Consider the following 25,137-nt stretch of genomic DNA (forward strand, 5'->3'; position numbering starts at 1 on the left):
CAACCCATAAAAATGCGATTATTTCTCCATCCTGCGTTTTTTTGTCGCTGATACAAAAAGATGATTGGTCGTAAGGGGTTGGCGGCGCTAAATGCAGTTTGAAATCTCGCGGAGTCCTGCCTTGTCCATCGCCGATATATCCCTTTTCACAGCGCTTCTGGCGGGTGCACTTTCGTTTCTGTCGCCCTGCGTGCTGCCGTTGGTGCCGCCCTATCTGTGTTACATGGCCGGTGTTTCCGTCGAGCAGTTCCGTGATGACCGGTTCGAGGCAAAGCCGCAAGTTCGCAAAGCCGTCATGCTGGCGGCACTGTTTTTCACGCTGGGGTTTGCCACGGTTTTCATCGCTTTGGGGGCGGGGGCATCCAGCATCGGCATGGTGCTGCGGCAAAATCTCGATATTCTCGCAAAAATCGGTGGCTTCATCATCATTCTGATGGGGCTGAATTTTCTGGGCGTCTTCCGTATTGGCATGTTTTCGCGCGAGGCGCGCTTTCAAAGCGGCGGCAAGCCTGCGACGCTGTCGGGTGCCTATATCATGGGGCTCGCCTTTGCCTTTGGCTGGACACCCTGCATCGGCCCGGTGCTGGGTGCCATCCTGGGCGTCGCCGCATCACGTGACACGGTGGGTGATGGGGCGATGTTGCTTGCCGTCTATTCGGCGGGTCTTGCCATCCCGTTCTGGATTGCGGCTGCCTTTTCGGGAAGTTTCATGCGGTTTCTCGCCCGCTTCCGCCGCCATCTTGGCGTGGTGGAAAAGGCCATGGGCGTGCTTCTGGTGCTGACCGGCATCGCCTTCATGTCCGGTTTCGCCACCAACGTGGCGATCTGGTTTCAGGAAAGCTTTCCAATCCTCATGCAAATCGGCTAAACGCTGCCGGGCATAAAATACGGCGAGGGGAGCCATGGCCGACATCGCCGGATTGCTGTTTCCATTTTTCGGACTGATTTTCATCGGCTATCTGGCAGGGCGCATCACCCGCCAACCCGCTGAAGCGATGGGATGGCTGAACACCTTCATCATCTATGCCGCCTTGCCCGCGCTGTTCTTCAAGCTGGTGGCAAAGACACCGGTCGATCAACTGGCGCGCATGGATTTCGTGGGCCTGAGCCTTCTGGCGACCTATTCCATTTTCGCGCTGCTGTTCGTCATTGGTTACGTCATCCGCCGCAACAGCCTGGCTGATTCCACCATTCAGAGTTTTGCCGGAAGCTACGGCAATATCGGCTACATGGGTCCCGGCCTTGCGCTGCTGGCGTTAGGTGAACGGGCGGCGGTGCCGGTGGCGCTGATTGTCTGTCTGGAAAACGCCATGCATTTCATCACGGCCCCCGCATTGATGGCGGTGGCCGGTGGGGACAAGCGGTCACCGCTGAAACTGGCGGGCGATGTGACGAAGAAGGTGCTGACACATCCTTTCATCCTGTCGGTCATTGCTGGGTTTCTGGCGGCTGTCATCGGCTGGGCACCGCCGCAGCCGGTGCAGCAACTGGTGGATTATCTGGCGCAATCGGCAGCGCCCTGCGCCCTGTTTGCCATGGGGGTGACGCTGGCGCTGCGACCTTTGAAGCGTGTGCCGGTCGAGGTCAGCTATATCGTCCCGGCCAAGCTCATTCTGCATCCGTTGCTGGCCTATGCCATTCTGTCGTCGTTTGGAAATTTCGATCCTGTCTGGGTCTCGACGGCGGTGCTTCTGGCAGCGCTGCCTACGGCAACGAATGTCTTTGTCATCGGCCAGCAATATCAGGTCTGGCAGGAGCGCGCCTCGGCAACCATCCTGATTTCCACGGCGCTTTCGGTTTTTACCGTAACGGGCGTGCTGTATGTCATCCGTTCCATGAGCGTCTGAGGCTGCCGACCAGAAGAGACGGCAGCGCCTTTAGCCCACGGCCCGGCTCGATTCCTTCTCGCATGACCAGACCGCGCAAGGGTCCGACGTTGGAAAGCACATGCAGCCCTGCTGCGCGCGCCACCTGCATCGACAGGAAGCTGGACAGAAGCGAGCGGTTGAGCAGATCGACGCTCAAGGTGCGGCTTACCACATCGGCGCGGCGGCGGCGGTCGAATGCGTTGCCTGCATCGGCGGGAATAGGCCCGCCTGTCAACGTGCCCGAAAGCTCCGTCAAGACAATGATATCACGCAGGCTGAGGTTCAGGCCCTGCGCGCCAATGGGCGGAAAGCCGTGTCCCGCTTCACCCACCAGTGCTACGCGGCCCTTGCCGAAGCGATGGGCGGTCATGCTGGAAAGCGGCCATGTCTGGACGCTGTCTTCGACGGTTACGGAGCCGAGCATGGACTGCATGCGCTCTTCCACCCGAAGGCTCAGTTGATCGAGCGGCAGCGCGGAGAGTTCCGCAGCCTGTTCCGGCGTTACCACCCAGACGAGGCTGGAGCGGTCGCCCGTCAATGGTACCTGCGTAAACGGGCCTGTCGGTGTGTGGAACTCGGTGGAGACATTGCCGTGCGGGCGGGTGTGGGCGAAGTTCAGCACCAGCGCCGTCTGCGGGTAAGACCACGTGCGCACGCCGATTTCGGCGACCTCGCGCACCCTGGATTTGCGGCCATCGGCACCGATCAAAAAGTTTGCCGAGATGTGCTCACCGTTATCGAGCGTGATGGTGGCATCGTGCTGACCGATATCGATGGTCTCGGCGACCGCGTCGATGACGGTGATGTTGTTTTCCTGCGCTACCGCTTCTCCAAGCGCCGTCAGCAGCGCTTCGTTGGGCATGTTCCAGCCAAAGGCGGTTAGGCCGATTTCGGAGGAGCGGAAGGCGACCGTGGGCGCCCGCAACAGACGCTCGGTTCCATCGATGATCTGCATGGTGGAAAGCTTGGCGGCGGATGGCTCGATCTTCGACCAGAGGCCGAGGCGGTCGAGAAAGCGAATGGACTGGTCCATCAACGCCGTCGTGCGCTTGTCCACCTTTTCGGTTTTCGGGGCAATCAGCGCCACACTGCGACCGGAACGCGCCAGCGCAATGGCGGCGATTTGACCGGCAAGGCCAGCACCAACGATAGCGATCTCGACGTTTTTCATCGTGTCGTTCCAATTCTGACGCGCATCCACGTCCCCAACATAGGATTTTCAGCCCGGCAAATCCAGACGGCAGATGTGTCGTGGGGACCATGATCCTGATGTAAAATCCATATTAGTCCTAGGATAAGCCTTGAGGAATGGTTGCAAACAGCGATGAATGGTCGCATACCGGAATGGATATTGCGGATTAAAGCGAGGCGCATGCGCTGATGAAGATATTCAAATACAAGCGCGTGCCCTATGCAGAAATGCGGGCCTTCTCGGTCCACATTCTGACTGCATCCGGTTCCTTCCTCGCATTTCTGGGCGTCGTGGCGGCTGCTGAGCATCGCTTCGTCGATATGTTCTGGTGGCTGGGTCTGGCGCTCGCCGTCGACGGTATCGATGGACCCATTGCCCGCAAGGTTCGGGTGAAAGAGGTTCTGCCCAACTGGTCCGGCGATACGCTCGACAATATCATCGACTATGTGACCTATGTCCTGCTGCCCGCTTTCGCGCTTTATCAGAGCGGCATGATCGGCGAGCCCTGGTCCTTCGTTGCCGCAGGCATGATCGTGGTGTCCAGCGCCATCTATTATGCCGATATGGGCATGAAAACAGACGAATACTTCTTCTCTGGCTTCCCCGTGGTCTGGAACATGGTGGTCTTCACGCTGTTCGTCATAGATGCGAGCGCGACCACGGCCATGACCGTCGTGACCATTTCGGTCATCCTGACCTTCCTGAATATCAATTTTCTGCATCCGGTGCGCGTCAAGCGTCTGCGCCCGCTTAACATGACGATTTTCCTCGTATGGTGCGTGCTGGGAGGGTATTCTCTGCTGCTGCATTTCGACACGCCGACATGGGTGGCCGTGGGCGTGGCAATTACCGGGCTCTACCTCTATTGCGTCGGTGGGATCATGCAATTGTTTCCAAAACTCGGCACCCGCGCGGAATAGAAAAAACAGTCGTTCAAAACTTGCATGCCCGGTCTGTTTTGCAGTTGTGCGCAGCCATAAAACGGGTATCTAGTACCAATAACGGGCACTGCCCAATTTTAGTGCATGGTTATCGGTCCGGCGGCTCAACACTTCGTAGAAAGTGCGGCACCGGGTTGGAAAAGGGGAACAGGTGACGGGATCGGTGACGTCTGGGGCCTTGCCTCTATTGTCCGTTCGCCAGCTAACCAAGCTGTTTGGAACATTCGGCGCTTGCAATGCGATCGATCTCGATATTGCGCCCGGTGAAATTCATGCGCTGCTGGGTGAGAACGGGGCTGGAAAATCCACGCTGGTCAAAATGCTGTTCGGCGTGCTGGAACCATCGGCAGGCGACATCCTGTGGAAGGGTGAGCCGGTTCGCATCACCTCTCCGGGTGAGGCGCGCAAGCTTGGTATCGGCATGGTCTTCCAGCACTTCTCGCTGTTCGAAGCGCTGACGGTTGCCGAAAACATCGCGCTGTCGCTGGATCCGAAAATTTCGCTGAAAGAGATTGCCCGCGAGGCGGAAGCGCTGTCCAAGGCCTATGGTCTGCCGCTCGACCCTTATGCCCACGTAGCCGACCTTTCGGTGGGCGAGCGCCAGCGCATCGAGATCGTGCGCGCTCTATTGCAAAATCCGCAGCTCATCATTCTGGATGAACCGACCTCGGTACTGACCCCGCAGGAGGCCGACCGTCTCTTCGAAACGCTGGCAAAGCTGAAGGCGGAAGGGCGCTCCGTTCTCTACATCAGCCACCGTCTGGAAGAAGTGCAGCGCATCTGCGACCGCGCGACCGTTCTGCGCCATGGCCAAGTGACGGGCGCCTGCGATCCGCGCAAGGAAACGCCGTCTTCTCTGGCACGCATGATGGTGGGTTCCGATGTCGCAGGCATTCAGCGTGATGACACCTGTACGATCGGTGACATGAGCGTGGAGATGATCGGCCTTTCGGTCGCGGCCCGCACGCCGTTCGCCGTTTCGCTCAAAGACGTCTCCATGAAGGTTCGCTCCGGTGAGGTTCTGGCCATTGCCGGTGTTGCCGGAAACGGGCAGGGGGAACTGTTCGATGCGCTCTCAGGTGAATATCCTGTCGCGAAGGACGACTCGATCTTCCTGCGTGGCAAGCCGGTGGGGCGCATGGGTATCAATGGCCGCCGCCTGCTGGGTGCCGGTTTTGTGCCGGAAGAACGCCACGGCCACGCCGCCGTGCCGACCATGACGCTCTCTGACAATCTGCTTCTGGCGCGCTGTCGCTCCGACAGAAAGGCCTTCCTTAGCGGCGGTTTTCTGAAGGTCATTCGCAGCTCGACCATCAAGAATGCGGCCAGACGCATCTCTACATCGATGGATGTACGCAAGAGCGGGGACGATCCGCTGGCCGGATCGCTTTCGGGTGGCAACCTGCAAAAGTTCATCGTCGGGCGTGAGCTCGATCGCCAGCCGTCCGTGCTGGTCGTCAACCAGCCGACATGGGGAGTGGATGCCGGAGCCGCCAGCCGCATTCGTCAGGCACTGGTCGATCTGGCCAAGGCTGGCTCTGCGGTTATCGTCATCAGCCAGGATCTGGATGAAATCTTTGAAGTGGCCTCCAGCATCGCTGTCATTTCCGATGGGCGTCTGTCGCAATCCTATCCGGCGGGCGAGATGAACCGGGAAAAGATCGGACTTTTGATGGGCGGTGTTCACGCGGGACATGCGGAGGCTGCCGCACATGCGCATTGAGCTCGAAAAACGCACCGGCGTCTCCAACCTCTTCGCCATTCTCTCGCCTCTGCTGGCGCTGGCTCTGACGCTGGTCTTCGGCGCGATCATGTTTGCGCTTTTGGGCAAGAACCCGTTCAGCGCGCTCTACAGCTTCTTTATCGATCCGCTCTTGGAAGTCTGGTCGCTGCATGAGCTGGCGATCAAGGCTGCACCTTTGATTCTTATCGCGGTCGGCCTGTCGGTCTGCTACCGCTCGAACAACTGGAATATCGGTGCCGAAGGGCAGTTCACCATCGGTGCGATCACGGGTTCCATCCTGCCGGTGCTCTATCCGCAGTGGCAGTCGCCCATGATCCTGCCGCTGATGCTCATCATGGGTGCTGCCGGCGGCGCGCTCTATGCCGGTATTCCGGCGCTGCTCAAAACGCGTTTCAACACCAATGAAATTCTGACCAGCCTGATGTTGGTCTATGTCGCGCAATTGTTTCTGGACTGGCTGACGCGGGGCATCTGGCGTGATCCGGCGGGCTATAATTTCCCCCAGACAACAGCCTTCAACGAAAGCGCTGTGCTGCCGGAAATTCTGGAATCCGGTCGCGCCCATTGGGGCATCGTCTTTGCCATCATCGCGGCCATCGCGCTGTGGTTCATGATGCGCTTTATGCTCAAGGGGTTTCAAGTGACCGTGCTGGGCCAGTCGCCACGGGCAGGACGCTTTGCCGGTTTTTCCTCGCGCGGCATGGTGTGGTTTTCGCTGGTGCTATCAGGCGCGCTGGCGGGGCTTGCCGGTATTTCGGAAGTCTCAGGCTCCATCGGCCATTTGCAGCCGTCCATCTCGCCCGGTTACGGCTTTACCGCCATCATCGTTGCGTTTCTGGGGCGCTTGAACCCGCTCGGCATCATCGCCTCCGGCTTCGTGTTGGCGCTGACTTATCTGGGTGGCGAGGCGGCGCAGCTTTCCATCGGCGTGTCCGATAAGGTTACACGCGTCTTTCAGGGGCTGATGCTGTTCTTCGTGCTCTCCTGCGATACGCTGATCATCTACAAAATCCGCATCCGTTTCGGGCGCGGCAATAGCACCGAAGGAGCCGCATGATGGATATGTTTCAGGCGATCCTTCTCACCGTCATCACCGCTGCGACGCCGCTGGTCATTGCCGCTCTCGGCGAGCTGGTAACCGAGCGCGCAGGCGTGCTCAACCTCGGCGTCGAGGGCATGATGATCATGGGCGCGGTCTGCGCCTTTGCTGCCGCCCACATCACTGGCTCGCCCTATATCGGCATCGTCGCTGGTATCGCATCCGGTGCTGTCTTCTCGCTGCTCTTCGGTTTCCTGACGCTGACACTGGTGACAAATCAGGTGGCGACAGGGCTGGCGCTGACCATTCTCGGACTTGGCGTTTCCGGCATGCTGGGCGAAACATTCGTGGGTCTGCCCGGCGTCAAGCTGCCGCCCATCGTCTTTCCCGTTCTGTCCGAAATCCCAATCATCGGACCCGCCCTGTTCCGGCAGGATCTGATTTTCTACATGTCGATCGCGCTCGTCATCGGCATCGGCTGGTTCCTGTTCAAAAGCCGCACGGGACTGAAAATCCGTGCCATTGGCGATAATCACGGCTCTGCCCATGCGCTCGGCATCAACGTCATCCGCACGCGCTACCTTGCCGTCATGTTTGGCGGTGCCTGTGCGGGTCTCGCCGGTGCACAGCTTTCGCTGGTCTATACGCCGCAATGGGTGGAAAACATGTCTGCCGGGCGTGGCTGGATTGCGCTGGCGCTAGTGGTGTTTGCCTCCTGGCGGCCATGGCGGGTTCTGGCGGGCGGATATCTCTTTGGGGCCGTCACCATCGGCCAGTTGCACGCGCAGGCTCTCGGCATCGGTGTGCCGTCCCAACTTCTTTCAGCAATGCCTTACATAGCGACTATTGTGGTCCTCATCATCATCTCCCATAATCGTCGCACAACGCTGATCAATACACCGGCATCGCTCGGCAAACCGTTCGTGCCGGACCGCTAAAAAAACCAGGTTCACGCCTAACCAAGCAGGGGTAAAAATGAAAAGACTCATCATCGCACTGGCCGCCTCGGCCGCCGCAATCGTCGGCGTGGTTCCAGCCGCCCAGGCCGCAGACGCCAAAAAGGTCTGCTTCGTCTATGTCGGCACCAAGACGGATGGCGGCTGGACGCAGGCGCATGACATCGGCCGTCAGGAATTGCAGAAGCATTTCGGTGACAAGATCGAAACGCCGTTCCTTGAAAGCGTTCCCGAGGGACCAGACGCCGAACGCGCCATCGAGCGCATGGCCCGTTCCGGCTGCGAGCTGATCTACACGACGTCGTTCGGCTTCATGGATGCCACCGTCAAGGTTGCCCAGAAGTTCCCGAAGGTGAAGTTCGAACACGCGACCGGCTTCAAGAACGCCGAGAACCTCGCGACCTACAATTCGCGCTTCTATGAAGGACGTTACATTCAGGGCCAGATCGCAGCCAAAATGTCGAAGAAGGGTGTCGCCGGTTACATCGCGTCCTTCCCGATTCCTGAAGTCGTGATGGGCATCGACGCCTTCGTTCTGGGCGCACAGTCCGTGAACCCTGAATTCAAGGTCAAGGTCGTCTGGGCCAACACATGGTTCGACCCCGGCAAGGAAGCCGATGCCGCCAAGGCACTGATCGACCAGGGCGTCGACATTCTGACCCAGCATACCGACACCACAGCCCCGATGCAGGTTGCAGCCGAGCGCGGCATCAAGGCCTTCGGTCAGGCATCCGACATGATCAAGGCCGGTCCAAACACGCAGATGACGGCCATCGTCGATACCTGGGGCGCTTACTACATCAAGCGCACACAGGCGCTTCTGGATGGCACATGGAAGTCCGAATCGATCTGGGACGGTCTCAAAGACGGCATCCTCACCATGGCGCCTTACACCAACATGCCAGATGACGTGAAGAAAATGGCCGAGGAAACCGAAGCCAAGATCAAGTCCGGCGAGTTGCACCCCTTCACCGGCCCGATCAAGAAGCAGGACGGTTCCGAGTGGCTGAAGGCTGGCGAAAAGGCTGAAGACAAGGTCCTTCTCGGCCTGAACTTCTACGTCGCAGGCGTAGACGACAAGCTGCCGCAGTAACGGTTGCGTCTAAAATTCTTCATCACTATCATGCCGCGCATATCGAAATATGCGCGGCATTTTTTTGGAGAAAAAGATGAAGTTATTTCGGACGACAGAGATTCTTGAAGTCAACGACAGCGACCTTTCCGGCTCGACTTTCAATGATGCTAATCTTTCGGGCACTTCTTTCAACCAAATCAATTTTTCAGGTGCGTCCTTCAATGACAGCAACATGAGTGGCTGGTCCGTAAATGACGTCAACCTGTCTGGCTTGGCCATGAACGCCGTAAATTTGTCAGGTGCCGTTATCAAGAACGCGAATCTGACCGGTGCGCAGTTCTCCGGGTGTCGTTTGATGGGTGCTACCATCGAGGGGGTCGAGATCAGCGAACTTCTGGCTGTCTATAAGGCAAACGGCCCCGTCAAATCCTAAGCTTTCGATCTTGCTTTGATCTTTATGGCGCAACTGCTAAATGACCGACGCGTGCTTTGGTACGCGTCGTTTGTTTGTTACGGAGATACCAATGGAACGCAGTTGCCTTGCCGTCATTCTCGCCGCTGGTGAAAGCACACGCATGAAATCGTCCATGTCGAAGGTGCTGCATCCCGTGGCTGGCCGGGCGATGATCGCGCATGTGATGCAGGCTGTCGCAGGGGCTGGAGTCAGCTCTGCCGCACTCGTGGTCGGGCGTGATGCGGACAAGGTGGCGGATGCGGCGCGCAATGCTGGCGTCAGCGTCGAGCCCTATCTCCAGAAAGAGCGTCTCGGCACCGGCAACGCCGTGCTGGCTGCCCGCGCCGCCATCGAAAGCGGTTACGACGATGTGCTGATCGCCTATGGCGACGTGCCTCTGCTGACATCCGAAACGCTTGATAAGGCGCGTCAGGCGCTGAGCGAGAATGTCGATGTCGTGGTTATCGGTTTCCATACCGATAAGCCGACCGGCTATGGTCGTCTGCTGGTCGAGAATGGTGAGCTAGTCGCCATCCGCGAGGAAAAAGACGCAACAGAGGACGAGCGCAAGGTTACTTGGTGCAACAGTGGCCTGATAGCGATCAATGGTCGTCGTGCGCTGAATCTTCTGACCCGCATCGGCAACAACAATGCCAAGGGCGAATATTACCTGACGGATATCGTCGAGATCGCTCGCTCGTTGGGCGGTAAGGCCGTCGCCATTGATGCGCCTGAGACAGAATTGATCGGCTGCAACAACCGCGCCGAACTGGCTACCATCGAAAAGCTCTGGCAGGAACGCGCCCGTCACCAGTTCATGATCGATGGTGTCTCGATGATTGCGCCGGAAACCGTGTTTCTGTCCTGGGATACGAAGATCGGGCAGGATGCGCTGATCGAACCCAATGTGGTGATCGGGCCCGGCGTCACCATCGAATCGGGAGCCGTCATCCATGCCTTTTCGCATCTGGAAGGTGCGCATGTCAGCGGTGGCGCGACGGTTGGTCCCTACGCGCGGCTGCGTCCGGGTGCCAATCTGGCCGCCAATTCCAAGGTTGGCAATTTCTGCGAGGTCAAGAAGGCCGAGATCGGTGAGGGTGCCAAGGTCAATCACCTTACCTATATCGGCGATGCCTTTGTGGGTGCTGGCAGCAACATCGGGGCAGGGACGATCACCTGCAATTACGATGGCATCAACAAGCACGAGACGCGAATCGGCAAAAACGCCTTCGTCGGTTCCAATTCCTCGCTGGTGGCACCCGTCAATATCGGTGACGATGCCTATGTCGCATCCGGCAGCGTTATAACCGAAGATGTGCCCGCCGATGCACTGGCCTTTGGCCGGGCGCGGCAGGAGATTAAGGAGGGTCGCGCCAATGCGTTGCGCGCCCGTGCGCAGGCCATCAAGGATGCCAAGAAAAAGTCCTGATATCGTAACGGATAGACATTGAAAGTGACCGCGGTTGCAATTGCGATTTTTGCGGAAATCGCTAGGACTTCGGTCAACATAAAATACCTCGGAGAATTGTATGTGCGGCATTGTTGGCATTGTTGGAACGCAGCCGGTTGCGGAGCGCCTTGTGGATGCGCTGAAGCGTCTGGAATATCGGGGTTATGACTCCGCTGGCGTCGCAACGATCCATGATGGCGCATTGGCCCGCCGCCGTGCCGAGGGCAAGCTCTTCAATCTGGAAAAGAAGCTGTCGGAAGAGCCGCTTCCCGGCCTCACGGGCATCGCCCACACCCGCTGGGCAACCCACGGCGTGCCGAACGAAACCAACGCCCATCCGCATTTCGTGGATGGCGTGGCCGTCGTCCATAACGGCATTATCGAGAACTTCTCCGAGTTGCGCGATGAGCTGACGGCGGAAGGTGCCACCTTTACCACGCAGACAGACACGGAAGTCGTCGCTCAGCTTTTGGCAAAATTCACCCGCGATGGTCTTGATCATCGTGCCGCCATGTTGGCCATGCTCAACCGCGTCACCGGTGCCTATGCGCTGGGCGTCATGTTTCAGGATGACCCTACGACGCTGCTGTCTGCACGTTCCGGGCCTCCGCTGGCCATCGGTTACGGGCGTGGCGAAATGTTCCTCGGTTCGGACGCCATCGCGCTGTCGCCCTTCACAAACGAGATCACCTATTTGGTGGACGGCGATTGCGCCATCATCACCGCCAAGGGTGCTGAGATCATCGATTTCTCCGGCAATCCCGTCGAGCGCCAGCGCCAGATTTCGCAGGCGACGGCCTATGTGGTGGACAAGGGCAACCATCGCCACTTCATGGAAAAGGAAATCTACGAACAGCCAGAGGTCATCTCCCACGCGCTCAGCCACTATGTGGACTTCGCCGAAAAGCGCGTGAAGGATGCCGATCCGGCCATCGATTTCTCCAAGCTGACCGGCCTTGCCATTTCCGCCTGCGGCACGGCCTATCTGTCCGGCCTCATCGGCAAATACTGGTTCGAGCGCTATGCACGCTTGCCAGTGGAAATCGATGTCGCCTCGGAGTTCCGCTACCGCGAAATGCCGCTTATGCCGACGCAGGCAGCACTCTTCATTTCGCAGTCCGGCGAGACGGCTGATACTTTGGCATCGCTGCGCTATTGCCAGGAAAACGGACTGAAGATCGGCACCGTCGTCAATGTTCGCGAATCGACCATGGCGCGCGAATCGGATGCGGTGTTTCCGATTCTTGCTGGTCCTGAAATCGGCGTCGCATCCACAAAAGCCTTCACCTGCCAGTTGGCCGTTCTGGCCTCACTCGCCATTGCCGCTGGCAAGGCTCGCGGCACGTTGACGGTTGAGCAGGAAACGGACCTCGTCCGAAACCTGATCGAAATGCCTCGTGTCATGAGCGAAGTGCTCAACGCCATCCAGCCGCAGATCGAAACCCTGTCGCGTGATCTCTCCCGCTTCAAGGACGTGCTATATCTCGGTCGCGGCACCAGCTATCCGTTGGCGCTGGAAGGCGCGCTCAAGCTCAAGGAAATCTCTTATATCCACGCGGAAGGTTACGCAGCAGGCGAGTTGAAGCATGGGCCGATTGCGCTGATCGATGAGAACATGCCCGTCATCGTCATCGCCCCGCATGACCGCTTCTTCGACAAGACCGTATCCAACATGCAGGAAGTCGCAGCCCGCGGCGGCAAGATCATCTTCATCACCGACGAGAAGGGCGCTGCCGCCTCCAAGCTCGAAACGATGGCCACCATCGTTCTGCCGAACGTGGACGAAATCATCGCTCCGATGGTCTTCTCGCTCCCGATCCAGCTCTTGGCCTATCACACCGCCGTCTTCATGGGCACAGATGTGGACCAGCCGCGCAACTTGGCGAAGTCGGTGACGGTGGAGTAATCTGCCTCCACTGATTTTTTCTTTGGACTTCCAATGAACACGTGGCGATAACGCACCTGCGAACAGGATTATGTATCGCAGTGCACACCGGCTCGATTATTCACTTGAAACGCGGAACGCGTTTCGCCACTGTCCGTTTCAAGAAAGTCTTCATCTCTTGAAGTTTCTCGAATTTGCGCGGGCTCATGACCGAAATTCCTGTCAAAATTTCCTTCGCAACGCGCTTGCGCAACAGCTTCCTGACAGGCGTGCTCATCCTTGCACCTGTGACCATCACCATGTGGCTGGTCTGGACCTTCCTGCAATGGGTGGACAGTTGGGTTAAGCCCTATATTCCGGCGCGGTACGATCCCGAGCAATATTTCGATGTCGCCATTCCCGGTTTCGGTCTTCTGGTGGCGGTCATCGGAATTACGCTGATCGGTTTTCTCGGCAACAACCTCATCGGCAAATGGATCGTCGGCTTTGGCGAGTCGGTGCTCAACCATATGCCATTCGTCCGGCCCATCTACAAAAGCATCAAGCAGCTTTTCGAATCGGTTCTGAAGGAACATTCCAGCTCGTTCAAAAAGGTCGGCCTCATCGAGTTTCCATCACCCGGCACATGGGCCATGGTTTTCGTGGCGTCGGATGCCAAGGGCGAGCTGGCCTATCGCTTCAACGAAATCGGTCAGGAAATGGTCGCGGTCTTCCTGCCGCCAACACCGGTGCCGACAGCGGGCTTTCTGCTGTTCGTGCCCAAAGACAAGATCATCATGCTGGATATGTCACCGGAAGATGGCGCAAAGCTGTTGATCTCCGGCGGTCTCGTTGCCCCGGATTTCGAGTTGCCGAAGGCGATTGCGCCGGTTTGACGATCAATCGTCGTCAAAAACCTCGCCGCCAACTGTGGATGTCGCGTGAAACACCGGCACAAACACGCGCATATAGACGAAGCGCACGCTCCAGCCCTTTTCCTGCGCGTCTGCCCATGCCTTCTTGCGCCCCGGTTTCTTGAAGTTCTTGCCGATCGCCTTCTTTTCGCTTTTGGCGAAGGTCTCCGGGAGCAGCAGGTTGTCTGGTGAGCACAGCGCATAGCCTTTGCTGAAGGCGGCTGGCGGTAGGGGCATGTCATTCATGGTCGTTAGCCTGCATGGAGGAAACGGATCGCTTCGTCACGGCGATGGAGGTAGAGCAGGGTGCGCAGATTGCGGCCTCGCTCGCTGGTCAGTTCTGCGTCGCGTTCGATGATATAGGCGGCGTCCTTGCGGGCGATTTCGAGAAGATCGGCATGGGCTTCAAGGCTGGCGATGCGGAAGCCGGGCGTGCCGGATTGGCGGGTGCCCAGAAGCTCGCCTTCGCCGCGCAGCTTCAAATCTTCTTCGGCAATCAGGAAGCCGTCCTCGCTATCACGCAGAATGGACAGGCGTGCCTTGCCGTTTTCACTGAGCGGCCCCTTATAGAGCAGAATGCAGGTGGAGGCCTCATCGCCACGCCCGACGCGCCCGCGCAGCTGGTGAAGCTGGGCAAGGCCGAAATTTTCTGCGTGTTCGATGACCATGATCGTCGCATCCGGCACATCCACGCCCACTTCCACGACGGTAGTTGCCACCAGCAGGCGGGTCTCGCCGGTCTTGAAGGCGAGCATGGCCGCGTCCTTCTCCGGTCCACTCATGCGCCCGTGGATGAGGCCAATATCTGCGCCAAGTGACTTGGACAGAACAGCATGGCGCTCCTCCGCCGACATGAGATCGGATTCTTCCGATTCCTCCACAAGCGGGCAGATCCAGTAGGCTTTCTTGCCTTCGGACAGCGCACTTTTCAGCCGTGCAACGATATCGCCGATGCGCTCTGTCGGGATTGTCACGGTCGTGATGGGTTTGCGGCCAGCCGGTTTTTCGGTCAGCTTGGAAACATCCATATCCCCGAAAGCGGCCAGAACCAGTGTGCGGGGAATGGGCGTTGCCGTCATGACGAGCATGTGCGGTGAGATGCCCTTGGCGGTCAGCCGCAGGCGCTGGTGCACGCCAAAGCGATGCTGCTCATCCACCACCGCCAGCACGAGGTTTTTGTAGCTGACGCTATCCTGAAACAGCGCGTGGGTGCCGATAATGATCTGCGCCTCACCCGACGCGATGCGCTCCTCGATCTCGCGGCGTTCCTTGCCCTTTGTGCGACCGGTCAGAACCTCGCAGGAGATACCGGCGGTGGCTGCGAATTTCGAGATTGTCGCGAAATGTTGGCGGGCGAGAATTTCGGTGGGTGCCATCAGCACGGCCTGGCCGCCAGCCTCGACGGCTGTGGCCATGGCCATCAGCGCCACCAGCGTCTTGCCCGCGCCGACATCGCCCTGCAACAGCCGCAACATGCGGTCTTCGCCCGCCATGTCTGTCAGAATATCCTTCACCGCAGCGCTTTGGCTTGCCGTCATTGAAAACGGCAGGTTCGCCAGAATTTTGGCGGCAAAATCGCCCTTGGCACGGATGGGTTGGCCGGTGACCTTGCGCAGCCTTTGACGCACCAGCGCCAGCGAAAGCTGACCCGCCAGAAACTCGTCATAGGCAAGGCGGCGTCTGGCAGGGGCTTGTGGGTCGATATCGGCCTCGTCCCGCGGATCGTGCAGATCGCGAAAGGCATCGGCTACATGTGGAAAGCTCTCGCGTGCCGCCAGCGCTTCGTCGATCCATTCGGGGAAGACCGGCATTTTGGTCAGTGCGCCATCGATCGCTCGCCGCAAGACCTTGGGCGAGAGCCCGGCTGTCAACGGGTAGACCGGCTCGACCAGCGGCAGGTTCTCGGCCTCCGAGACCTTCACCATGAAATCCGGGTGCACCATGGAGGCACGACCGTTGAACCAGTCGATCTTGCCGCTGACCATTACCTCTTCGTCCACCGGCAATGCCTTGGACAGCCAGTCGCCTCTTGCGCGGAAGAATGTCAACGCCAGTTCGCCGGTTTCATCGTGCAGGAAGACCCGATAAGGGGCAGACCGGTTGCCGGGCGGTGCCGGTTGGTGGCGGTCCACACGTCCCTGAATGGTGACAATGGCGCCCTGTGGTGCATGGGCGATGCCGGGGCGGTTGCGTCTGTCGATAATGTTGTAGGGAGCATGAAAAAGCAGGTCGACAACGCGGCTTTCCTCAACGCTGTCCCGGCCCAGAAGTTTCGCCAGCAAATCGGCAAGCTTCGGCCCTACGCCGGTCAGCGTGGCGACGGTAGCAAACAGCGGATCGAGGAGGGCGGGGCGCATGGCGAGCAAAATCGTGGAAGGGCGGGCGCAATGCAAGAGCGGTGGGATGAGAAACTCGGTTTATCACCGGCAGATTTTCCGGCCTGTGGCGATATTTGCGTAAAAAGCGGTTCCCAATCGTTCCTGTCCTGTTCTATAGGAAAGGCAACAGATGAATTTGATTGAAGGACGCTCCGCGATTACGAGGCCCGCTTTCTTCGGCCATCCTTTCTTCTCCCTCATCCCTGTGCTTGTCACAGGGATCCAGTCAGCCCAAGTCTTTGGGCTGAAAAGCCTCTTTGACCTGACAGACGTCAGGTCGCTGGATTCCTGTGACAAGCACAGGAATGAGGGTGGTGGAGGCGGACCGACAGGTGGGCTGTCGAAACGTAAGTCGTCCCAAAGGGAAGGAAAATGCGATGACAGGACTGGTACGCACAAGTGCCGACCTCGATCCGAGGCGCAGGCGGATTCTTTATCGGTGCTGGCATCGTGGCATCAGGGAAATGGACCTTGTTCTCGGCCAGTTTGCGGAAGAGAACATTGCTGATCTCTCGGATGAGCAACTGGACGAGCTTGAAATCATCATGGACGAGGAAGATCAGGACCTCGTGCAGATGGTAACGGGCGCGCAGGCCATTCCTGAAAAATTCCAGACGCCGTTGTTCATGACGATCGTTTCCTACCGCCCGGATTTCGATCTGGTCACTGCCCAGAACGGACACAGCCCAAAATGATAGCCGGATTCGATGTCAGGCTGGTGGCATCGGCCGATACGCCGTTGACCATTGGCAACGTGCCCTCCGGCACGGAAGCCTTTTTGCTCGCGGATTTGGCACGACAGGGCACGCCCGTGGCCTATGTGCTCTCCGATGGTCAGCGCGTGGCCGATCTGGAGCAGATGCTGGGCTTCGTTGCGCCTGACATTCCGGTTCTGACATTACCTGCCTGGGATTGCCTGCCCTATGACCGCGTGTCGCCCAGCGCGCATGTCTCGGCGCGCCGTCTTGCCACGCTTTCCGGCCTTATCCATCACCAGAAAAAGCCGCATCCGGCCATCGTACTCGTCACCGTCAACGCCATGCTGCAAAAGATGGCGCCGCGTGATGTGATCGAAAGTCTGGCCTTCTCGGCCAAGCCCGGCAATCAGATCCGCATGGATGACATCGCCGCCAGGCTGGAGCGCAACGGTTTCGACCGTGTGGCAACGGTGCGCGAAGTGGGCGAATTTGCCGTGCGCGGTGGCATTCTCGACGTGTTCGTGCCCGGCACGGAAGAGCCTGTGCGGCTGGATTTCTTCGGCGATACGCTGGAGAGCATCCGTACCTTCGATCCAGCCAGCCAGCGCACCATCGGCCAGGCGCGTTCGCTCGATCTGAACCCGATGAGCGAAGTGACGCTGACACCGGATACGATCAGCCGTTTCCGCAAGAACTATCTCTCGTTGTTTGGCGCGGCGACACGGGATGACGCGCTCTATCAGGCCGTGTCCGAAGGCCGTCGTTATGCCGGTATGGAGCATTGGCTGCCGCTGTTTTACGAGCATCTGGAAACGGCCTTCGATTATCTCAAGGGCTTCCGCATCGTAACCGACCACACGGCGCGCGAGGCTGCTGTCGAACGCTCCAAGCTGGTGCATGATTATTTCGAGGCACGGCAACAATCCGGCCAGACGAAAGGCGCAACGCAGGGCGCGCCCTACAAGCCCGTCTCGCCCAGCCAGATTTATCTCGGCGGCAAGAGCTTCGATGAGGCGCTGAACGCCGTCAACGCGGTGCGCCTGACGCCGTTCAACGAGCAGGATTCCAAGGACAAGCCGGTCGCGATGTTGGATGCCCATGTCGGTCCGCGCTGGGCAAAATCGCAGACGGAAAGTGAAAGCGAAGAACGCATCAATGTCTTCACGCTTGCTGTCAAGCACATTGCCGAGCGTCGCTCCAAGGGCTGGAAGGTTCTGATTACCGGTTGGTCCGAGGGTTCGCTCGACCGCATGTTGCAGGTGCTGAACGAGCATGGGCTTGAGAACATCAAGACCATCCAGTCGTTCAAGGAAGTCGAAAAGCTCGGCAAGGGCGAGGCCGCCGCTGCGGTGCTGAGCCTGGAAGCCGGGTTTGAAACCGGCAATCTCGCCGTCATCGGTGAGCAGGATATTCTGGGCGACCGCATGGTGCGCCGTTCCAAGCGCCGCAAGCGCGGGGCGGATTTCATCTCGGAAGTCGCGGGGTTGGATGAAGGCTCGCTCGTCGTTCACGCCGAACACGGTATCGGGCGGTTCGTCGGTCTGCGCACCATCGAGGCTGCGGGTGCGCCGCGTGATTGTCTTGAGCTTCACTATGCCGATGAGGCCAAGCTGTTCCTGCCGGTCGAAAATATCGATCTTCTGTCGCGTTACGGCTCGGATGCGGCGGAAGCCAATCTCGACAAGCTGGGTGGCGGCGCATGGCAGATGCGCAAGGCCAAGCTCAAGAAGCGCCTGCTGGATATGGCGGGTGATCTTATCCGCATTGCCGCTGCGCGTATGGTTCGCCATGCGCCCGCGCTGATTGCGCCCGATGGCCTTTACGACGAATTCGCTGCCCGTTTCCCCTATGACGAGACGGAAGATCAGCTCAATGCCATCGAATCCGTTCGCGAGGATTTGGGTGCCGGTCGCCCGATGGACCGCCTTATCTGCGGTGACGTCGGCTTCGGCAAGACGGAAGTGGCGCTGCGCGCTGCCTTCCTGGCTGCCATGAACGGCGTGCAGGTGGCAGTCGTCGTGCCGACCACGCTCTTGGCGCGCCAGCATTTCCGCACCTTCTCCGAACGCTTCCGTGGCTTGCCGATCCGCGTGCAGCAGGCCTCGCGCCTTGTTGGCACAAAGGAACTGGCGCTGACGAAAAAGGAAGTGGCCGAGGGCAAGACGGATATCGTCGTCGGCACCCACGCGCTGCTCGGCGCTGGCATCAATTTCGCCAATCTCGGCCTTCTCATCATCGATGAGGAGCAGCATTTTGGCGTGAAACACAAAGAGCGGCTGAAAGAGCTGAAGAGCGATGTGCATGTGCTGACACTGTCGGCCACGCCCATTCCGCGCACGCTTCAGCTTGCCATGACGGGCGTTCGGGAACTGTCCCTCATCACCACCGCACCGGTGGACCGCATGGCGGTGCGCACCTTCATCTCGCCGTTTGATGCGTTGGTCATCCGCGAAACGCTGATGCGTGAGCATTATCGCGGTGGCCAGAGCTTCTATGTCTGCCCACGTCTTGCCGATCTCGCCGATATTCACGCCTTCCTGCAATCGGACGTGCCGGAACTGAAGGTCGCCGTTGCCCATGGCCAGATGGCGGCAGGTGAGCTGGAAGACATCATGAACGCCTTCTATGACGGCAAATATGATGTGCTGCTTTCCACCACCATCGTCGAGTCGGGTCTGGACGTGCCAACAGCCAACACGCTGATTGTCCACCGTGCCGATATGTTCGGTCTGGCGCAGCTCTATCAGCTGCGTGGTCGTGTCGGACGTTCCAAGGTTCGCGCTTTCGCGCTGTTCACGCTGCCGGTCAACAAGGTACTGACGACCATGGCGGAACGCCGCCTGAAGGTTCTGCAATCGCTCGATACGCTGGGTGCGGGCTTCCAGCTTGCCAGCCATGATTTGGATATTCGCGGCGCTGGCAATCTGCTGGGCGAAGAACAGTCCGGTCACATCAAGGAAGTCGGTTTCGAGCTTTACCAGCAGATGCTGGAAGAGGCCGTGGCCGAAGTGAAGGGCGAGGACGACGTCATCGACAGCGGCTGGTCGCCGCAGATTTCTGTCGGTACATCGGTCATGATCCCGGAAAATTACGTTCCGGATCTGCACCTGCGCATGGGCCTTTACCGTCGCCTCGGCGAGTTGACCGATCTGAACGAAATCGATGGCTTCGGCGCCGAGATGATCGACCGTTTCGGTCCGCTGCCGAAGGAAGTGCAGCACCTGCTCAAGATCGTCTACGTCAAGTCACTGTGCCGAACTGCCAATGTCGAAAAGCTGGATGCCGGTCCGAAGGGTGTCGTCGTGCAGTTCCGCAACAAGGAGTTCCCGAACCCTGCGGCACTGGTTGGCTACATCGCCAAGCAGGGCTCCATGGCGAAGATCAGGCCAGATCACAGCGTGTTCCTGACCCGCGATCTGCCGACTCCGGAGAAGCGTCTGGCAGGTGCTGCGATGGTGATGACGCAGCTGGCTGAACTGGCGAAATCCTGACCAATATTGGATCGCCGTTTCTTACGGCGATTTAATCAAACGGACATCTGGCTGTAGGATTGAGAGGCATAATCTTGTTCTCATCGGCACGGCACTGTTTCGCCTGATGCCGTTGAACGAAGGAGCAGGACTATGTTGACCACCATGAACAGGTTTGTCACCGCTGGTCTGGTTGCTTTGACAATTGCGGGCACCACAATTGCCACCACCAGCCAGGCAGAAGCACGTAACAATTTCGGACGCGGATTTGGCGCAGGTATCGCTGGAGCCGTCGTTGGCGGTGCGTTGATTGCGGGCGCGCGCAACTATTATGGCCCGCCAGCCTATAGCTACACACCCGTTTACAGCCAGCCCGTTTACGGCCCACCTGTGGTCTATGAGCCTGTCTATCACCGCTGCCATCTGGCATGGCGTCAGGATGGCTATGGCGACATGTATCGTGTGCGTGTCTGCAATTGATGGAGCCGGGGACGGGCTGATCAGTCCGTCTTATCCTCATCACTCTCCGGTGTCATCGCGACGGCAACATTCTGGTCTGCCGCCGCAATCGATGTGGGCAGAGCGACATGTCTCTGACGCTCGCGGATGAGCGTGATCAGCCCGGAGCCGATGATGAGGGCGATGCCCACCAGCATCCAGCCATCAACACCATCTCCGAAAATCAGATAACCGAACAGAATGGCCCAGAGCATCTGGCTATATTGCGTCGGCCCGATGACGGCTGCTGGCGCATATTTCGCCGCATACATGACCAGCCCGTTGGCGACAGCACCGAGAAGGCCGTAACCGGCCAGAAACATCCACTGCTGCGCATTGGGCGGTGTGAACGACGATGTCATCGCCACACCGCAAATCACCAGCGTTCCCAGCAACCCCGCACCATAGAGCGAGATGTTCTTTTCCGATGGCCCCATGGCGCGGAAGATGACGATGGAAATCGCACCGCAGAGACCGGCAACGATGGCCGCGAAATGGCCAGTCGACAGCTCACGGAAACCGGGTCTCAAGATGACAAGAACACCCGCAAAGCCGATGATGACGGCAGACCAGCGTTTGATACCGACCTGCTCCTTCAGGAACAGAACCGACATCATGGTGACGAAAGCGGGCAACAGGAAGATAAGCGCAAAGGCTTCCGCCATGGAAAGATGGGTGAAAGCCGTGACCGAGGTGATGGCGCCGAGGCCGGATGACACGAAACGCAACAGCCACAGTGGGCGGTTGGTGGTGCGCACGATGTCGCGCCAGTCGTCATTGCGCTTGCGGATGAAGGGCAGGGCGCAGAGCCCGAACAGCGCGCCGAAGAAGGCGGATTGAATGGGCGACAATTGCCCTTCGATGAGCTTCACGCTCGCATCGCTCCAGGCGTAGGCCGCAAAGGCTGCGAATGCGAGCAGAATGCCCTTCAACGTGCTATCGGACACGGAAACACCTGGAACTATTAGGGGCCGGAAATCGACAGCGGGGAGGCGCTGACGATCAGTTCATTGCCCTATGCTCTTCCAGCTTCATTCTGGCAATATCCCGCAGTGCATTAATCAGCACTTCCTTGCTTTGCGCACCGCTGACCGCATATTTCTGGTCGAGAATGAAGAAGGGTACGCCCGAAACACCCATCTGCTGGGCCGCGTCGATTTCCGCAACGACCGTGTCCTTGTCCGCGTCGGAGGCGAGCAGCTTCTCCACGACGTCGCGGTTCATCCCGGCCTTTTCACCGATATCGGCCAGCACGGTGTGGTCACCGATGTTGAGGCCTTCCTCGAAATTGGCGCGGAACAGTTCGTTCACGACCTTGTCCTGAAACTCGCGTCCCTCGGCATGGGCCCAGAGCGACAGGCGGTGGGCATCCAGCGTGTTGGGGCCAACCTTGATGGCGTCGAAATCGAAGGCGATGCCGACTTCCTTGCCAAGTTGCGTCAGCATCTCGTGCGCTTGCTCGACCTTTTCCTTGCCGCCCAGCTTCTTTTCAAGCTCGGCCTTCTGGTCAACGCCTTCAGGAGGGTAATCCGGGTTCAGGCGATAGGGACGCCAGTTCACATCGACGCTGACCTCATCGAGAATTTCGGCCAGCGCCAGATCGAGCCGCGCCTTGCCGAGATAGCACCACGGGCAGACCATGTCCGAGACGACGTCGATAACAATGCGTTGCATGGTACTTCCCTTTCAGACCCGAAAATATCCGCTTCATCTAGGGGCGTTGCCGCGCTCGCGCAAGGCGTTACCTCAAGAGAACCATGTCGCGCGCCTCATTGAGCGCGTGCATCCCACCATGTGCTTTTCTGGTTGCCCAGAAGCGGCGTGGTCTCGGGCCGCTCGATATATTTCCACCGCGCCACCCACTGCGCACCGATGTAATAGAGCGGAATGATGTAGTGGCCTGCGGTCAGCAGCCGGTCATAGGCGCGGACGGCGGCCTGAAAATCCTCGGTCGAGCGCGCCTGCAAAAGCGCCTCCAGCATACGGTCCACGTCAGGATCGGCAACACCCGCATAGTTGAAGCTGCCATTGGCATCGCGCGAATCAGAGCCCCAGCGGTTGAGCTGTTCTGCCCCCGGCGACAGCGAGGAGGGCAGCGAGCGGATGATCATGTCATAGTCAAAGCTGTTGGAGCGGGCCTGATATTGCCCGTCATCGACGGAGCGGATGGCCATATCGACGCCGATCAGCTTTAGAGAGCGTTGATAGGCAAGTGCGATCCGTTCCTGTGCGGGGTTCTGTGTCATGATTTCGAAGGCCAGCGGGCGGCCCTTTGCATCCGACATCTTGCCGCTTTTGATCGTGTAACCGGCCTCTTTCAGCCTATCGACGGCGAGTTTCAGCACCTTTCGGTCGGCACCGGAGCCGTCTGTCACGGGCATGGCGTAGGTGCCAGCCAGCAATGCAGGCGGAAGTTTCTTGGCGGCATCGCCCAGCAGCGCAAGTTCACGTGCATCCGCCGCGTTGCCGAAAGCACCGAGCGCAGAATTCTGCCAATAGCTTTGCGTTCGCTGGAAGGCACCGCCCAGAATGTTGCGGTTCATCCACTCGAAATCGAGCGCATAGGATAGACCTTCGCGCACTTTCTCATCGGCAAAGATGGCGCGTCGCGTGTTGAAGACGAGGCCGAACATGCCCGATGGCAGGCGCGATTCGAAAACGTCGCGGGCAATGTCTCCGCGATGCACCGCCGGGAAATTGTAAGCCTGACCCCAATGTGATGAGTCGGCTGAACCATTGATGGCATCGCCTTCGGGGTAGATGTCAATATCGCCTTTCTTGAAGGCCTCGAACATCGTCGTGACCTGTAGGAAATAGAGAATGCTGATCTCGTCGTAGTTATCAGAGCCGACCTTGGACGGCACATCCTTGCCCCAGTAATCAGGGTTACGCTCCCAAACCACACGCTCTCCGGGGCGCAGGGTTTTGATTCGGTAAGGACCAGAGCCGACCACGGGGCCAAGGCCGCCTTGCTCGAATGTCGCCTGATCAATGGCATGCTTCGGCAGGATCGGCGTCGAGGACGCCAGAATGAGTGGCGTTTCGCGATTGGCATTTTCGTTGAAGGTAAAGCGCACACCGTGCTCGCCGATCTTCTCCATCTTCGCCACGCCGTTCAGGCGGCTGTTGAAGGGCGGGCGGCTTTTTTCCTTCAAAAGATTGAAGGTGAAGATCACATCATCGGGCGTGACAGGCTGGCCGTCCTGCCATTTGGCTTTCGGATTGATGTTGAACTGGATGTAGGTGCGGTCGTCATCCCATTCGGCGGTTTCCGCCAGCAGGCCATAGAGCGAGAAGGGTTCGTCGTTGGACCGCTGCATCAGCGGCTCATAGAGCAGATTGCCGAATTCCGGGTCCCACACGCCGCGTGCGGTGGTGCGCATGCCCTTCAAAACAAAGGGATTGAGGCTGTCGAAGGTGCCAACGACGCCGTAGGAAATGCGGCCACCTTTTTTCACGTCCGGCTTCACATAGGGAAAGTTCTTATAGTCGGCGGGCAGGGCGACCGTGCCATGCATCGAAATCCCGTGGAGTGGTTCCGCCATCGCCAGACCTGAAAAAAGAAGGGCGGGGATGAACGCCAAAAGGCTTCGCATGGTAATTGTCCTGTCACATTCGGGCTGTCTCATCACGGCATTGCTACGTTGGCCAAACGCCGCCCGTCTTGTATTGATTCCCGCGGGAATGTATCACACCCAACTATGGCAGGCATCCGACCACGGAAAATCTGTCGGGGCTCAAGAAAAGTTGAAAGAAGTGCTGGATATCGCACTCAACGGGATGTAACAGGGTTGCCGAAACCGTCGGGTCACGCATTTGCCTCATTTAAACGACAGTGGAACGGGCAGACGGATACCGATGATGTTGAGCAGTTCGTCCCGTTCTGCTTCGCATAAGAAAATTCAGGAGACGGAACTCTTATGATGCAATTCGCAAACACATTTACCCGCGCAGGCTTGTCTGCTCTCGTTCTTTCGCTGGGTGCCGTGTCTGCACCAGCCGTATCGCAGGCTCAGCAGGCTGCTCCTGCGGCAGGTGGTGCCGGTGCACCTCCGCTTGGCTGGTTCAAGACTTGCAGCAAGCAGGAAGACAATGATGTTTGCGTTGTGCAGAACGTTGTTCTCGCCCAGAACGGCCAGATGATCACGGCTGTTGGCCTCATCAGCGTCGAAGGCAAGGTCAACCGCAAGCTGCTTCAGGTTTCGGTTCCAACTGCACGCCTGCTGCCTCCTGGCGTCATGATGCAGATCGATGGTGCCAAGGGCCAGAAGCTCGATTACGCCGTCTGCCTTCCAGACAAGTGCACGGCTGAAGTGCCTTTGACGGACGCGATGATTGCCAGCATGAAGAAGGGCACGGAAATCGTGTTCACCTCCATCAACTTCCGTCGCGCGCCAAACCCGATCAAGATCGCTCTCAGCGGCTTCACCGGTGCTTATGACGGCCAGCCGATCACGCAGTCGCAGCTTGCTGAAAGCCAGCGTTCCCTCCAGGAAGGCATGCAGAAGAAGGCTGAAGAGGCTCGCAAGAAGCTCGAAGCCGCTCAGGACGCAGCAAAGTCCAAGCCTGCTAACTAAGACATTCGACATTAAAAAA

At 58.7% G+C, this 25,137-nt stretch carries 21 protein-coding genes; 15 read left to right on the plus strand and 6 right to left on the minus strand.

What is annotated here, in order from left to right; genetic code table 11:
- The first annotated feature begins 121 nt into the window (after nt 1-121).
- The gene (locus tag RRU01S_RS04265) at nt 122-868 is read left to right on the plus strand and encodes a cytochrome c biogenesis CcdA family protein (RefSeq protein ID WP_045229077.1); all 747 of its coding nucleotides are present in this window, start codon (nt 122-124) and stop codon (nt 866-868) included.
- A gap of 34 nt (nt 869-902) precedes the next feature.
- Nucleotides 903-1,847 carry an AEC family transporter gene (locus RRU01S_RS04270; protein ID WP_045229023.1) on the plus strand — a complete coding sequence of 315 codons (945 nt, stop codon included), beginning with the start codon at nt 903-905 and terminating at the stop codon, nt 1,845-1,847.
- Here RRU01S_RS04270 and RRU01S_RS04275 read toward each other — a convergent pair.
- On the minus strand, nt 1,825-3,039 hold the full coding sequence (locus tag RRU01S_RS04275) for a UbiH/UbiF family hydroxylase (RefSeq protein ID WP_045229078.1): 1,215 nt from the start codon (nt 3,037-3,039) through the stop codon (nt 1,825-1,827). The two genes, RRU01S_RS04270 and RRU01S_RS04275, sit on opposite strands and share 23 nt — an antisense overlap.
- A 209-nt stretch (nt 3,040-3,248) precedes the next feature.
- Here RRU01S_RS04275 and pcsA point away from each other — a divergent pair, with 209 nt between their 5' ends.
- The 9 genes from pcsA to RRU01S_RS04320 all read left to right on the plus strand — a co-directional run bounded on the left by pcsA (nt 3,249) and on the right by RRU01S_RS04320 (nt 13,479).
- Nucleotides 3,249-3,980, plus strand: a complete 732-nt coding sequence (gene pcsA, locus RRU01S_RS04280) for a phosphatidylcholine synthase (RefSeq protein WP_045229024.1) — start codon at nt 3,249-3,251, stop codon at nt 3,978-3,980.
- 172 nt (nt 3,981-4,152) lie between these two features.
- Entirely contained in the window at nt 4,153-5,724 is a 1,572-nt protein-coding gene (locus RRU01S_RS04285) for an ABC transporter ATP-binding protein (protein WP_412674260.1), read from the plus strand.
- Nucleotides 5,714-6,802: an ABC transporter permease gene (locus RRU01S_RS04290; protein WP_045229025.1), complete on the plus strand. Its 1,089-nt coding sequence runs from the start codon at nt 5,714-5,716 to the stop codon at nt 6,800-6,802. Before RRU01S_RS04285 ends, RRU01S_RS04290 begins: the two co-directional genes overlap by 11 nt.
- Nucleotides 6,802-7,722: an ABC transporter permease gene (locus RRU01S_RS04295; RefSeq protein ID WP_045229026.1), complete on the plus strand. Its 921-nt coding sequence runs from the start codon at nt 6,802-6,804 to the stop codon at nt 7,720-7,722. The genes RRU01S_RS04290 and RRU01S_RS04295 overlap by 1 nt, the downstream gene beginning before the upstream one ends.
- Before the next feature lie 37 nt (nt 7,723-7,759).
- On the plus strand, nt 7,760-8,833 hold the full coding sequence (locus RRU01S_RS04300) for a BMP family ABC transporter substrate-binding protein (protein ID WP_045229027.1): 1,074 nt from the start codon (nt 7,760-7,762) through the stop codon (nt 8,831-8,833).
- A 76-nt stretch (nt 8,834-8,909) separates the two neighbouring features.
- On the plus strand, nt 8,910-9,248 hold the full coding sequence (locus RRU01S_RS04305) for a pentapeptide repeat-containing protein (RefSeq protein WP_045229080.1): 339 nt from the start codon (nt 8,910-8,912) through the stop codon (nt 9,246-9,248).
- A gap of 91 nt (nt 9,249-9,339) precedes the next feature.
- A complete protein-coding gene (gene glmU, locus RRU01S_RS04310) occupies nt 9,340-10,698 on the plus strand; it encodes a bifunctional UDP-N-acetylglucosamine diphosphorylase/glucosamine-1-phosphate N-acetyltransferase GlmU (RefSeq protein WP_045229028.1) in 1,359 nt (452 codons plus the stop codon).
- 100 nt (nt 10,699-10,798) lie between these two features.
- Nucleotides 10,799-12,625 carry a glutamine--fructose-6-phosphate transaminase (isomerizing) gene (gene glmS, locus RRU01S_RS04315; RefSeq protein ID WP_045229029.1) on the plus strand — a complete coding sequence of 609 codons (1,827 nt, stop codon included), beginning with the start codon at nt 10,799-10,801 and terminating at the stop codon, nt 12,623-12,625.
- Nucleotides 12,626-12,810: 185 nt separating this feature from the next.
- Nucleotides 12,811-13,479 carry a DUF502 domain-containing protein gene (locus RRU01S_RS04320; protein ID WP_045229030.1) on the plus strand — a complete coding sequence of 223 codons (669 nt, stop codon included), beginning with the start codon at nt 12,811-12,813 and terminating at the stop codon, nt 13,477-13,479.
- Between the two features lie 3 nt (nt 13,480-13,482).
- Here RRU01S_RS04320 and RRU01S_RS04325 read toward each other — a convergent pair whose 3' ends face one another.
- Nucleotides 13,483-13,743 (minus strand): hypothetical protein, encoded by a 261-nt coding sequence (locus tag RRU01S_RS04325; RefSeq protein ID WP_045229031.1) that lies wholly within the window; start codon nt 13,741-13,743, stop codon nt 13,483-13,485.
- A gap of 5 nt (nt 13,744-13,748) precedes the next feature.
- Nucleotides 13,749-15,854 (minus strand): ATP-dependent DNA helicase RecG, encoded by a 2,106-nt coding sequence (recG, locus tag RRU01S_RS04330; protein ID WP_045229032.1) that lies wholly within the window; start codon nt 15,852-15,854, stop codon nt 13,749-13,751.
- Between the two features lie 398 nt (nt 15,855-16,252).
- Between recG and RRU01S_RS04335 the strand changes: the two genes are divergently transcribed.
- The 3 genes from RRU01S_RS04335 to RRU01S_RS04345 all read left to right on the plus strand — a co-directional run bounded on the left by RRU01S_RS04335 (nt 16,253) and on the right by RRU01S_RS04345 (nt 20,523).
- On the plus strand, nt 16,253-16,570 hold the full coding sequence (locus RRU01S_RS04335; RefSeq protein WP_045229033.1) for a succinate dehydrogenase assembly factor 2: 318 nt from the start codon (nt 16,253-16,255) through the stop codon (nt 16,568-16,570).
- Entirely contained in the window at nt 16,567-20,064 is a 3,498-nt protein-coding gene (gene mfd, locus RRU01S_RS04340) for a transcription-repair coupling factor (protein ID WP_045229034.1), read from the plus strand. Before RRU01S_RS04335 ends, mfd begins: the two co-directional genes overlap by 4 nt.
- A gap of 132 nt (nt 20,065-20,196) precedes the next feature.
- Entirely contained in the window at nt 20,197-20,523 is a 327-nt protein-coding gene (locus RRU01S_RS04345; protein WP_045229035.1) for a hypothetical protein, read from the plus strand.
- A gap of 20 nt (nt 20,524-20,543) precedes the next feature.
- On the opposite strand, the gene RRU01S_RS04350 is transcribed toward RRU01S_RS04345, so the two are convergent.
- The 3 genes from RRU01S_RS04350 to RRU01S_RS04360 form a co-directional block, all read right to left on the minus strand.
- Complete coding sequence (locus tag RRU01S_RS04350) at nt 20,544-21,488, minus strand: DMT family transporter (protein ID WP_045229036.1); 945 nt, start codon at nt 21,486-21,488, stop codon at nt 20,544-20,546.
- Nucleotides 21,489-21,543: 55 nt separating this feature from the next.
- A complete protein-coding gene (locus tag RRU01S_RS04355; protein WP_045229037.1) occupies nt 21,544-22,215 on the minus strand; it encodes a DsbA family oxidoreductase in 672 nt (223 codons plus the stop codon).
- 95 nt (nt 22,216-22,310) lie between these two features.
- Complete coding sequence (locus tag RRU01S_RS04360) at nt 22,311-24,137, minus strand: extracellular solute-binding protein (protein WP_045229038.1); 1,827 nt, start codon at nt 24,135-24,137, stop codon at nt 22,311-22,313.
- 324 nt (nt 24,138-24,461) lie between these two features.
- On the opposite strand from RRU01S_RS04360, the gene RRU01S_RS04370 reads away from it, so the two are divergent.
- Nucleotides 24,462-25,118 (plus strand): invasion associated locus B family protein, encoded by a 657-nt coding sequence (locus RRU01S_RS04370; RefSeq protein WP_045229040.1) that lies wholly within the window; start codon nt 24,462-24,464, stop codon nt 25,116-25,118.
- Nucleotides 25,119-25,137 lie beyond the last annotated feature (19 nt).

The sequence above is a fragment of the Agrobacterium rubi TR3 = NBRC 13261 genome (assembly GCF_000739935.1).
GTDB lineage: Bacteria > Pseudomonadota > Alphaproteobacteria > Rhizobiales > Rhizobiaceae > Agrobacterium > Agrobacterium rubi.